The 12,468-nt window shown below is 62.7% G+C and carries 9 protein-coding genes; 4 read left to right on the top strand and 5 right to left on the bottom strand.

The window, feature by feature from the left end; translation table 11 throughout:
- Positions 1–522: 522 nt before the first annotated feature.
- The 5 genes from prpF to HU767_RS27950 form a co-directional block, all read right to left on the bottom strand.
- Positions 523–1,713 carry a 2-methylaconitate cis-trans isomerase PrpF gene (gene prpF, locus HU767_RS27930; protein ID WP_186731047.1) on the bottom strand — a complete coding sequence of 397 codons (1,191 nt, stop codon included), beginning with the start codon at positions 1,711–1,713 and terminating at the stop codon, positions 523–525.
- Positions 1,714–1,766: 53 nt separating this feature from the next.
- Positions 1,767–4,358, bottom strand: coding sequence for a Fe/S-dependent 2-methylisocitrate dehydratase AcnD (gene acnD / locus HU767_RS27935; RefSeq protein WP_186709664.1), 2,592 nt, complete (start codon positions 4,356–4,358; stop codon positions 1,767–1,769).
- 201 nt (positions 4,359–4,559) lie between these two features.
- Entirely contained in the window at positions 4,560–5,687 is a 1,128-nt protein-coding gene (prpC, locus tag HU767_RS27940) for a 2-methylcitrate synthase (RefSeq protein ID WP_186709666.1), read from the bottom strand.
- A gap of 109 nt (positions 5,688–5,796) precedes the next feature.
- Positions 5,797–6,681, bottom strand: coding sequence for a methylisocitrate lyase (prpB, locus tag HU767_RS27945; protein ID WP_186709668.1), 885 nt, complete (start codon positions 6,679–6,681; stop codon positions 5,797–5,799).
- On the bottom strand, positions 6,678–7,391 hold the full coding sequence (locus HU767_RS27950; protein ID WP_186731048.1) for a GntR family transcriptional regulator: 714 nt from the start codon (positions 7,389–7,391) through the stop codon (positions 6,678–6,680). Before HU767_RS27950 ends, prpB begins: the two co-directional genes overlap by 4 nt.
- Positions 7,392–7,675: 284 nt before the next feature.
- Here HU767_RS27950 and HU767_RS27955 point away from each other — a divergent pair, with 284 nt between their 5' ends.
- The 4 genes from HU767_RS27955 (at position 7,676) to pabB (ending at position 12,356) form a co-directional block, all read left to right on the top strand.
- Entirely contained in the window at positions 7,676–8,212 is a 537-nt protein-coding gene (locus HU767_RS27955; protein WP_053186065.1) for an ATP-dependent zinc protease, read from the top strand.
- 5 nt (positions 8,213–8,217) lie between these two features.
- Entirely contained in the window at positions 8,218–9,750 is a 1,533-nt protein-coding gene (locus tag HU767_RS27960; protein WP_186709676.1) for an inactive transglutaminase family protein, read from the top strand.
- Positions 9,750–10,736, top strand: coding sequence for an alpha-L-glutamate ligase-like protein (locus HU767_RS27965; protein ID WP_186709677.1), 987 nt, complete (start codon positions 9,750–9,752; stop codon positions 10,734–10,736). The genes HU767_RS27960 and HU767_RS27965 overlap by 1 nt, the downstream gene beginning before the upstream one ends.
- Positions 10,737–11,012: 276 nt before the next feature.
- Positions 11,013–12,356 carry an aminodeoxychorismate synthase component I gene (gene pabB / locus HU767_RS27970; RefSeq protein WP_186731049.1) on the top strand — a complete coding sequence of 448 codons (1,344 nt, stop codon included), beginning with the start codon at positions 11,013–11,015 and terminating at the stop codon, positions 12,354–12,356.
- Positions 12,357–12,468: the final 112 nt, after the last annotated feature.

Below are 12,468 nucleotides of genomic sequence, written 5' to 3' on the forward strand. Positions count from 1 at the left end.
GGAGCGGGCTTGCTCGCGAAAGGGACGGCACATTCAACATTGGCGTCGACTGATACACCGCCATCGCGAGCAGGCTCGCTCCCACAGGTTTGATCGTGGATGTTCGAAGATTCTGTGTTCACCACAAATCCACTGTGGGAGCGAGCCTGCTCGCGATGAGGTCGACACATTCAACATTGGCGTCGACTGACACACCGCTTTCGCGAGCAGGCTCGCTCCCACAGGTTTGTCGTGGATGTTCGAAGATTCTGTGTTCACCACCAATCCACTGTGGGAGCGAGCCTGCTCGCGATGAGGTCGGCACATTCAACATTGGCGTCGACTGATCCACCGCCATCGCGAGCAGGCTCGCACCACAGGTTTGATCGTGGATGTTCGAAGATTCTGTGTTCACCACAAACCCACTGTGGGAGCGGGCTTGCTCGCGAAAGGGACGGCACATTCAACATTGGCGTCGACTGATACACCGCCATCGCGAGCAGGCTCGCTCCCACAGGTTTTGGTTATTCCTGAAGCATCGAGTTAGAAAGCATCCCCCGGCACCCGCACGAACCCTTCCATCAACACCCGCGCACTGCGGCTCATGATGGCTTTTTTCACGGTCCATTCGCCGTTGACCTGGCTGGCCTCGGCGCCGACGCGCAAGGTGCCGGACGGATGACCGAAGCGCACGGCGTTGCGCTCGATGCCCCCCGCCGCGAGATTCACCAGAGTGCCGGAAATCGCCGCGGCCGTGCCGATGGCCACCGCTGCCGTGCCCATCATGGCGTGGTGCAGCTTGCCCATGGACAGCGCCCGTACCAATAGATCAACGTCACCCGCCGCCACGCCTTTGCCGCTGGAAGAAAGGTAATCCGCCGGCGGTGCGACGAATGCCACTTTCGGTGTGTGCTGGCGCTGGGCGGCTTCGTCCAGGTGCTTGATCAAGCCCATGCGCAAGGCACCGTGGGCGCGGATGGTTTCGAACATCGCCAACGCCTTGGGATCGCCATTGATAGCACCTTGCAACTCGGTGCCGGCGTAGCCCACATCGCGAGCATTGATGAAAATCGTCGGGATCCCGGCGTTGATCAGCGTCGCCTTCAAAGTGCCGACACCGGGCACTTCCAAATCATCCACCAAATGGCCGGTCGGGAACATTGAGCCGCCACCGCCCTCTTCCTCGGCCGCCGGGTCCATGAATTCCAACTGCACTTCGGCCGCCGGAAAGGTCACGCCGTCGAGTTCGAAGTCACCGGTTTCCTGCACCGCGCCCTCGGTGATCGGCACATGGGCGATGATGGTCTTGCCGATGTTGGCCTGCCAGATCCGCACCACGGCCACGCCGTTGTGCGGAATACGGTCGGGCGCCACCAAGCCACGGCTAACGGCAAACGACCCCACCGCCGCCGACAGGTTGCCGCAGTTGCCGCTCCAGTCCACGAACGGTTTATCGATGGACACCTGGCCGAACAGGTAATCGACATCGTGCTCGGCCCGGGTGCTCTTGGACAGGATCACCGTCTTGCTGGTGCTGGACGTCGCGCCACCCATGCCATCGATCTGCTTCTCGTACGGGTCAGGGCTGCCGATCACCCGCAGCAGCAGGGCGTCCCGGGCCGGGCCAGGGACGCGGGCCGCTTCGGGCAGGTCTTGCAGGCTGAAGAACACGCCTTTGCTGGTGCCGCCACGCATGTAGGTCGCGGGGATCTTGATTTGAGGCGAGTGAGCCATGGTGCTCCAACTCCTGAAAAAACGGGTGGCCGGAAAAGGGCCACCCAAGCGATTTAAACGGCCACCGCCGACTCAAGGAAGTCCTGGGCAAAACGTTGCAGCACGCCCCCGGCTTCGTAGATCGACACTTCTTCGGCGGTATCGAGGCGGCAGGTCACCGGCACCTCGACGCGCTCGCCATCCTTGCGAGTGATGACCAGGGTCAGTGTCGCCCGCGGGGTGCGCTCGCCGATCACGTCATAGATTTCGCTGCCGTCGATGCCCAGGGTCTTGCGATCGGTACCGGGCTTGAACTCCAGCGGCAACACGCCCATGCCCACCAGGTTGGTGCGGTGGATGCGCTCGAACCCTTCGGCCGCGATCGCCTCGACACCCGCCAGGCGCACGCCCTTGGCCGCCCAGTCCCGGGACGAACCCTGGCCATAGTCGGCACCCGCGATGATGATCAGCGGCTGCTTGCGCTCCATGTAGGTCTCGATGGCCTCCCACATGCGCATGACTTTGCCTTCCGGCTCGACCCGGGCCAGGGAACCCTGCTTGACCTTACCGTCCTCAACGACCATTTCGTTGAACAGTTTCGGGTTGGCGAAAGTGGCGCGCTGCGCGGTCAGGTGGTCGCCGCGGTGGGTCGCGTAGGAGTTGAAGTCCTCTTCCGGCAAGCCCATTTTCGCCAGGTATTCACCGGCGGCGCTGTCCAGCATGATGGCGTTGGACGGCGACAGGTGATCAGTGGTGATGTTGTCCGGCAGCACCGCCAGCGGACGCATGCCCTTGAGCGGTCGCGCACCGGCCAGCGCGCCTTCCCAATACGGTGGGCGACGGATGTAGGTGCTTTGTGGACGCCATTCGTACAGCGGCGTCACTTTCGGCCCGGTGTCTTCCTGGATAGCGAACATCGGGATGTACACCTGGCGGAACTGCTCGGGTTTCACCGACGCCTTGACCACGGCGTCGATTTCTTCATCGCTCGGCCAGATGTCCTTGAGGCGGATTTCCCGACCGTCCACCACGCCCAGCACATCCTTCTCGATGTCGAAACGAATGGTCCCGGCGATGGCATACGCGACCACCAGCGGCGGCGAGGCCAGGAACGCCTGCTTGGCGTACGGGTGGATACGCCCGTCAAAGTTGCGGTTGCCCGACAACACGGCGGTGGCGTACAGGTCGCGATCGATGATTTCCTGCTGGATCACCGGGTCCAACGCACCCGACATGCCGTTACAGGTGGTGCAGGCGAACGCCACCACGCCGAAGCCGAGCTTCTCGAGTTCGGACGTCAGGCCGGCTTCATCCAGGTACAACGCCACGGTTTTCGAACCCGGTGCCAGGGACGACTTGACCCACGGCTTGCGGGCCAGGCCCAGGCGGTTGGCGTTGCGCGCCAGCAGGCCGGCGGCGATCACGTTGCGCGGATTGCTGGTGTTGGTGCAACTGGTGATCGCGGCGATGATCACCGCGCCGTCAGGCATTTGTCCGGGCACATCGTCCCACTGGCCGGAAATGCCTTTGACGGCCAGGTCCGACACCGCGACACGGGCGTGGGGGTTGCTGGGACCTGCCATGTTGCGCACCACCGACGACAGGTCGAAGGTCAGGCCACGCTCGTATTGCGCGCCCTTGAGGCTATCGGCCCACAGGCCCACGTGCTTGGCATAGGTTTCCACCAACTGCACCTGGGTGTCTTCGCGGCCGGTGAGCTTCAGGTAATCGATCGTCTGTTGATCGATATGGAACATCGCCGCCGTGGCGCCGTATTCCGGGGCCATGTTGGAGATGGTCGCGCGGTCGCCCAAGGTCAGGGCGCTGGCGCCTTCGCCGAAGAACTCCAGCCACGCCCCGACGACTTTCTGCTTGCGCAGGAACTCGGTCAGCGCCAGCACCATGTCGGTGGCGGTAATGCCCGGTTGCAGCTTGCCGGTCAGCTCGACGCCGACGATTTCCGGCAGGCGCATCCACGAGGCGCGACCGAGCATGACGCTTTCGGCTTCCAGGCCACCGACGCCGATGGCGATCACGCCCAGGGCATCGACGTGGGGCGTGTGGCTGTCGGTGCCGACGCAGGTGTCGGGGAAGGCCACGCCGTCACGCTGCTGGATCACCGGCGACATTTTTTCCAGGTTGATCTGGTGCATGATCCCGTTGCCCGGCGGAATCACATCGACGTTCTTGAAGGCTTTCTTGGTCCAGTTGATGAAGTGGAAGCGGTCTTCGTTGCGGCGGTCTTCGATGGCGCGGTTCTTGGCGAAGGCTTGCGGGTCGGAACCACCGCTTTCCACCGCCAGGGAATGGTCGACGATCAGTTGCGTCGGCACCACCGGGTTGACCTGCGCCGGGTCGCCACCCTGCAAGGCGATGGCGTCACGCAAACCGGCGAGGTCCACCAGGGCGGTCTGGCCGAGGATGTCATGGCACACCACGCGCGCCGGGAACCACGGGAAGTCCAGGTCGCGCTTGCGCTCGATCAGTTGCAGCAGCGACTCGCGCAGCGTGGCCGGGTCGCAGCGCCGCACCAGGTTTTCCGCCAGCACGCGGGAGGTATACGGCAGGCCGTCATAGGCGCCGGGGCGGATGGCCTCCACTGCCCCGCGAACGTCGAAATAATCCAGCGAAGTGCCGGGCAGCGGTTTGCGAAATTCTGTGTTCATCGTCAGGACTCGGGTCACGGTGGTTTCAGAAGGGTTGGCGCAACCATTGAAGTCAACACATTCCCCTGTGGGAGCGGGCTTGCTCGCGAATGCGGAGTGTCAGTCGACATCAATGGTGAATGTCAGTCCGTCTTCGCGAGCAAGCCCGCTCCCACAAGGGGTTTTCGGTTCCTTCAGTTCCGGCGGCTAGAACCCTCCAGCTCAGCGTCGTTCGATTGGCACGAACTTGCGCTGTTCGACGCCGGTGTATTCGGCGCTCGGTCGGATGATGCGATTGTTGGCGCGTTGTTCGAACACGTGGGCGGCCCAGCCGGTCAGGCGCGAGCAAACGAAGATCGGCGTAAACAACTTGGTCGGGATGCCCATGAAGTGGTACGCCGAGGCATGGTAGAAATCGGCGTTGGGGAACAGTTTTTTCTGCTCCCACATGGTCTTGTCGATGGCTTCGGAAACCGGGAATAGCACCGTATCGCCCACTTCGTCAGCGAGTTTTTTCGACCAGCCCTTGATCACCTCGTTGCGCGGGTCGTTGTCCTTATAGATCGCGTGGCCGAAGCCCATGATCTTGTCCTTGCGCGCCAGCATGCCGAGGGTGCCTTCGATAGCATCCTGGGGCGAGCTGAAGCGCTCGATCATTTCCATCGCCGCTTCGTTGGCCCCGCCATGCAACGGCCCCCGCAGCGAGCCGATGGCGGCGGTGATGCAAGAGAACAGGTCCGACAGCGTGGAAGCGCAGACCCGAGCGGTGAAGGTCGAAGCGTTGAATTCGTGCTCGGCGTAGAGGATCAGCGAGACATTCATCACCTTGACGTGCAGCTCGCTCGGCTTCTTGCCGTGCAGCAGGTGCAGGAAGTGCCCGCCGATGGACACTTCGTCGGTCACGCAGTCGATGCGCTGGCCTTGGTGGCTGAAGCGATACCAATAGCACATGATCGCCGGGAACGCGGCCAGCAGGCGATCGGTCTTGTCGTGCTGCTGGGAGAAATCCTGCTCGGGTTCCAGGTTACCCAGGAACGAGCAACCGGTGCGCATCACGTCCATCGGGTGGGCGTCGGCGGGAATGCGCTCCAGCACTTCTTTCAAGGCTTGGGGCAAATCGCGCAACTGGCGCAGTTTACCGGTGTAGGCGTCCAACTGGGCCTGGGTCGGCAGCTCGCCGTACAGCAGCAGGTAGGCGACTTCTTCAAATTGCGCATCGGCCGCCAGGTCGCGAACGTCGTAGCCGCGATAGGTCAGGCCGGCGCCCGATTGGCCCACGGTGGACAAGGCGGTTTGCCCGGCCACCTGGCCACGGAGCCCGGCGCCACTGAGTACTTTTGCTTCGGCCATTTGCTGTCTCCATTTTTTAGATTTGTAGAGAATGGGGGGAAGATCGCAGCCTCGTTGCACTCGACAGCTCCTACGAGGAGCTGTCGAGCGAAGCGAGGCTGCGATCTGTTCATTTTTTTGCCGCGAACAACGCATCGAGCTTCTGCTCGAAGGTGTGGTAGTCGATGCGATCGTAAAGCTCCATGCGGGTCTGCATGGTGTCGATGACATTCTGTTGCGTGCCGTCGCGGCGAATCGCGGTGTAGACGTTTTCGGCCGCCTTGTTCATGGCCCGGAAGGCCGACAACGGGTACAGCACCAGGGACACGTCGGCTCCGCCCAGCTGTTCGGTGGTGTACAGCGGGGTCGCGCCGAATTCGGTGATGTTGGCCAGGATCGGCGCTTTCACGCGGCTGGCGAACAGCTTGTACATTTCAAGTTCGGTGATAGCTTCGGGGAAAATCATGTCGGCACCGGCCTCGATGCACGCGGCGGCGCGGTCCAGGGCCGATTCCAAGCCTTCCACCGCCAGGGCATCGGTACGGGCCATGATCACGAAACTGTCATCGGTACGGGCGTCGACGGCGGCCTTGATGCGGTCGACCATCTCCTGCTGGGAGACGATTTCCTTGTTCGGACGGTGGCCGCAACGCTTGGCGCCAACCTGGTCCTCGATATGGATCGCCGCCGCGCCGAACTTGATCATCGACTTGACCGTGCGCGCCACGTTGAACGCCGAGGAGCCGAAACCGGTGTCCACGTCCACCAGCAGCGGCAGGTCGCACACGTCGGTGATACGACGCACATCGGTCAGCACGTCATCCAGGCCAGTGATGCCCAGGTCCGGCACGCCGAGGGAACCGGCCGCGACGCCGCCACCCGACAGGTAGATCGCCTTGAAACCGGCGCGCTTGGCCAGCAGCGCGTGGTTGGCGTTGATCGTGCCGACCACTTGCAGCGGATGCTCGCTGGCGACCGCATCGCGGAAACGCTGGCCTGGAGTGCTGTTGCTCATGACTCACCTCGTTCAGTGGCGGCGCTGTCCTGGAAATGACGCGCAATGTTGCGTTTGGAGGCGCCGATGTGCCGGCGCATCAATAATTCAGCCAATTCGCCGTCACGGTCGGCGATGGCGTCGAGAATCCGATGGTGCTCGGCAAAGGCCTGGCGCGGACGGTTGGGCGTGGTGGAGAACTGGATGCGGTACATGCGCACCAATTGGTATAGCTCGCCGCAGAGCATCTGCGTCAGGGTGCGGTTGCCGCTGCCCTGGATGATCCGGTAATGAAAGTCGAAATCGCCTTCCTGCTGGTAGTAACCGACCCCGGCCTGGAACGCCGCATCGCGCTCGTGGGTCTCGAGGACCCGGCGCAGTTCGTCGATTTCTTCCAGGGTCATGCGTTCGGCCGCCAGGCGGCAGGCCATGCCTTCGAGGGACTCACGGATTTCATAGAGTTCCAGCAGCTCGGCATGACTCAGCGACACCACCCGGGCACCGACGTGGGGCACCCGCACCAGCAGGCGCTGGCCTTCCAGGCGGTGGATCGCCTCGCGCAGCGGCCCGCGGCTAATGCCGTAGGTGCGCGCCAGCTCGGGCTCGGAGATCTTGCTGCCAGGCGCGATCTCGCCCTTGACGATAGCGGCCTGGATACGCCGGAAGACGTTCTCGGACAGGGTCTCCGAGTCATCCTGGGCGACCACCGGGGTTTCGAGCTGATCGAGCATATTGTCGACACCTTGAAAATCAATATGGCAAAAACTAACCAATAGAGCCCTTAACGTCAAAACAAAAATCAACATTGTCGACAATCGTCTAATAAACGCCTTGCCGATAACCCTGCTGCATGAAGAGACTCGTAGCGTCCGGCCAGCGGTGGCGTCAGAAAACCACCGTGCTAGAATGCCGCGGTTATTCGCCGCTCTCCTTTTATAGAGAAAGGCTGCCTAGGGAGCTTGTGCAGTAATGCCAGGGCCTGAACCGATAAACGGAACGCTGCGCACCAGGATCTATGACACTCAAGCCCTTATCTGCTGCTTTCTATTTCATGTGCCTGCCGGGGCTTGCCGTGGCGGGTGAAAAAACCGTGTACGGCCTCAACGAATATGCCGCCCTGCAGGGCATCGACCTGGAGGTCGCCGCCAAGCTGGACACCGGTGCCAAGACCGCCTCACTCAGTGCCCGGGACATCAAGCGCTTCAAGCGCAATGGCGAATCCTGGGTGCGCTTTTACCTGGCCATCGACGCGGCCCACTCGCACCCCATCGAACGTCCGCTGGCCCGGGTCAGCAAGATCAAGCGCCGCGCCGGTGACTACGACCCGGAAGAAGGCAAGAAATACACGGCCCGGCCGGTCATTGAACTGGATATCTGCATGGGCTCGGCCCTGCGCAGCATCGAAGTGAACCTGACCGACCGCAGCGCCTTCCAATACCCGTTGCTGATCGGTTCCGAGGCGCTCAAGCGCTTCGACGCGCTGGTCGACCCCAGTCTTAAATACGCTGCCGGCAAACCCGCCTGCGCCAATGCCGCTCAAACCGCAGAGTAATTCCAATGCGCTCCCTTACCCTCCATCTGAAAATGCTGATCGCCATCCTGGTGGTGCTGGGCCTGTCGGTAACGGCCTATCAGATTTTCGTGCTCGGCATCCCGGTCACCGAAGACGCCACCGACGACTTGTGGAACATCGACGCCAAGGTCGAGTTCGTGCCCAACGCCAAGGATCCGGTGAAGATCCAGATGTTCGTGCCGCCCCTGAGCCGCGACTACGTGAGCCTCAACGAGAGTTTCATTTCCAATAACTACGGTGTGGCGGTGAACCGGGTCGACGGCAACCGCAAGGTGACCTGGTCGGCCCGTCGCGCCAAGGGCAACCAGACCCTGTATTACCGCCTGGTGCTGACCAAGCGCTACAGCGCCGAGAAAACCAAGGTCAAGGGCCCGACCTTCCGCGACAGCATCGCCGTCGAAGGCCCGGAAAAACTCGCCGCCGAAGCCCTGCTCGCACCGATCCGCCAGCACTCGGCCGACGTCGAGACATTCATCAGCGAAGCGATCAAGCGGGTCAACAACCTCAACGACGACAACGTCAAGCTGTTGCTGGCCGGTGACCCTTCGTCGGCCAACAAGGCGCGCATCGTCGAATTGGTGCTGTCCATCGCCCACGTGCCGGTGGAAAAGGTCCACACCATCCGCCTGGTGGCCGACCAACCGCAGACGCCTGAGTTGTGGCTGCGCAGTTTCAACGGCACCGACTGGCTGTATTTCAACCCGGACTCCGGCGAACAGGGCCTGCCCACCGACCGCCTGCTGTGGTGGACCGGCGATGAAAACCTGATCACCGTCGATGGCGGCAAGAAAGCCACCGTCACCTTCAGCATGAACAACAGCGAAATGAACGCCATTCGCCTGGCCAAGCTGACGGACGAGAACACCGACGCCAACTTCCTCGAATATTCCCTCTACGGCCTACCGCTGCAGACCCAGCAAACCTTCATGATCATGGTGATGATCCCGATTGGCGTGCTGGTGATCCTGGTGCTGCGCAACCTGATCGGCCTGCAAACCCTGGGGACCTTCACACCGGTGCTGATCGCCCTGGCCTTCCGCGAAACCCAACTGGGCTTCGGCATCATCCTGTTCACGGTGATCACCACCCTGGGCCTGTCGCTGCGTTCGTACCTGGAGCACCTCAAGCTGCAAATGCTGCCGAGGCTCTCGGTGGTGCTGACGTTCGTGGTGGTGCTGATCGCCGCCATCAGCCTGTTCAGCCATAAGCTGGGCCTGGAGCGCGGCTTGTCGGTGGCGCTGTTCCCGATGGTGATCCTGACCATGACCATCGAACGCCTGTCCATCACCTGGGAAGAGCGCGGCGCCGGCCACGCGATGAAAGTCGCCATTGGCACCCTGTTCGCCGCGTCCCTGGCGCACCTGATCATGAGCGTGCCGGAACTGGTCTACTTCGTGTTCACCTTCCCGGCGATCCTGCTGATCCTGGTGGGCTTCATGCTGGCCATGGGTCGTTATCGCGGCTACCGCCTGACCGAGTTGGTGCGGTTCAAGGCCTTCCTCAAGGCAGACTCCTGATGTTCGGCTTCTGGAAGACCTGGAAGGCCCTGGAGGCCCGGGGCATCATGGGCATCAACCGGCGTAATGCCGACTACGTGCTCAAGTACAACAAGCGCAGCCTGTACCCCATCGTCGATGACAAGATCATCACCAAGGAACGGGCCATCGCCGCCGGCATCCATGTGCCGGAGCTGTACGGGGTGATCTCCACCGAGAAGGAAATCGACAAGCTCGACGAGATCATCGGCGGGCGCACCGACTTCGTCATCAAGCCGGCCCAGGGCGCGGGCGGCGACGGCATCATCGTCATCGCCGACCGCTTCGAAGGCCGCTACCGCACGGTGTCCGGCAAGATCATCAGCCATGAGGAGATCGAGCACCATGTCTCCAGCATCCTCACTGGCCTGTATTCCTTGGGCGGTCACCGTGACCGGGCGCTGATCGAGTACCGCGTGACGCCGGACCAGATCTTCAAGAGCATCAGCTACGAAGGCGTGCCGGACATCCGCATCATCGTGCTGATGGGCTATCCGGTGATGGCCATGCTGCGCTTGCCGACCCGTCAGTCCGGCGGCAAGGCCAACCTGCACCAGGGCGCCATCGGCGTCGGCGTCGACCTCGCCACCGGCCTGACCCTGCGCGGCACCTGGCTGAACAACATCATCACCAAACACCCCGACACCACCAACGCGGTGGACGGCGTGCAACTGCCCTACTGGGACGGCTTCATGAAACTGGCCGCCGGTTGCTATGAACTGTGCGGGCTGGGCTACATCGGCGTCGACATGGTGCTGGACCAGGAGAAAGGGCCGTTGATCCTGGAGCTGAACGCCCGCCCGGGCCTGAACATCCAGATCGCCAACGATTGCGGCCTGACCTTGCGCACCCACGCGGTGGAAGCCCGCCTGGAAGAACTCCAGGCCCGCGGCGTTATCGAAACCGCGCAAGAGCGCGTGGCGTTTGCCCAGGAGTTGTTTGGGCATATCCCGCCGGTTGAGGGGTGAAGCTGAGGATGAAAACCGAAGCTGAAGGTTGAACCCTGTGGCGAGGGAGCTTGCTCCCGCTGGGTTGCGCAGCAACCCCAAAGCCCAGCACCTCGGTGTATCAGAATGATGCGCTCAACTGCCCAGGGGGCCGCTTCGCAGCCCAGCGGGAGCAAGCTCCCTCGCCACGGGTCTCATTGAAGCTTCAGACCTGTTCAATACCGACATCCCCCTAGGAGCAAATCCTACAGGGGATTACAATCGCTCCCCCGCCTGAACGGCCGACCCACCCCGCCCATGCCAACCTGCTCAGTACACCCGTTGCCCTACCGCGCCAACCCCGCCGAATACTTCGCGGCGATTCGTCATGCTCCCGGCAGCGTGCTGCTCGACAGTGGCCGGCCAAGCGCCGAGCGTGGGCGTTACGACCTGCTCAGCGCCTGGCCGCTGGCACAACTGGCGGTGTTGCCGAACGAGAGCGGCGGCGATTTCCTGCAACGCCTGCGTACTCATCTGACGCAACTGGGCGACGCGGTACTGCCGGCCACGGTGCAATTGCCCTTCGCCGGCGGCCTGATCGGCTACTTGAGCTACGACTTCGGCCGGCACCTCGAAACCCTGCCGTCCCACGCCCAGGACGACTTGCAACTGCCCGACGCACGTTTCGGCGTGTACGACTGGGCGCTGGTCAGCGACCATCAGGCGGGTACCAGCCAACTGGTGTTCCACCCCCATTGCGGCGAAGGCGAACGCCAGCGCCTGATTACACTGTTCAGCCAGCCGACCCCGGCGCCCTTTCCGCCCTTCAGCCTTGAAGGACCGATGACGCCGGACCTCAGCGCCGACGCCTATCGACAGGCATTCGAACGCATCCAGGCGTATATCCAGGCCGGCGACTGCTACCAGGTCAACTTTGCCCAACGCTTTCGCGCGCCTTGCCAGGGTGATGCCTGGGCCGCTTACCAGGCGCTGCGGGCGGCGTGCCCGACGCCGTTTTCCGGCTTCCAGAGCCTGCCCGATGGCGGCGCGGTGCTGAGCCTGTCCCCAGAGCGCTTCGTCAAGGTCAGCGAAAGCCAGGTCGAAACCCGTCCGATCAAGGGCACCCGCCCCCGTGGCACAACGCCCGAGGACGACGCGGCCCACGCCGCCGAGCTGCTGGCCAGCCCCAAGGACCGGGCGGAAAACCTGATGATCGTCGACTTGCTGCGCAACGATCTGGGCCGCACCTGCCGCATCGGCTCGGTGCGGGTGCCGGAGTTGTTCAGCCTGGAAAGCTACCCCAACGTGCATCACCTGGTCAGCAGCGTGACGGGCGAACTGGCTGTGGATAAAGACGCCCTGGACCTGATCGCCGGCAGCTTCCCCGGAGGTTCGATCACCGGCGCGCCGAAAATCCGCGCCATGCAAATCATCGACGAACTCGAACCGACCCGGCGCGGGCTGTATTGCGGCTCATTGCTGTACCTGGATGTACGCGGGGAAATGGACAGTTCCATCGCCATCCGCAGCCTGTTGGTCAAGGATGGACAAGTGTGCTGCTGGGGCGGTGGCGGGATTGTCGCGGACTCGGATTGGGAGGCCGAGTATCAGGAGTCGATTACCAAGGTTCGGGTGTTGCTCGAAACCTTGCAGAACCTCTAAAGCACCGCGGGCAAGCCTTGCTCCCACAGGTTGACCCTATACCCCCTGTGGGAGCGAGCCTGCTCGCGATAGCGGTGGTTCAGCCAGCATTGATGTTGACTGATGCGACGCC

The organism is Pseudomonas sp. SWRI179 (genome assembly GCF_014268705.1).
GTDB lineage: Bacteria > Pseudomonadota > Gammaproteobacteria > Pseudomonadales > Pseudomonadaceae > Aquipseudomonas > Aquipseudomonas zanjanensis.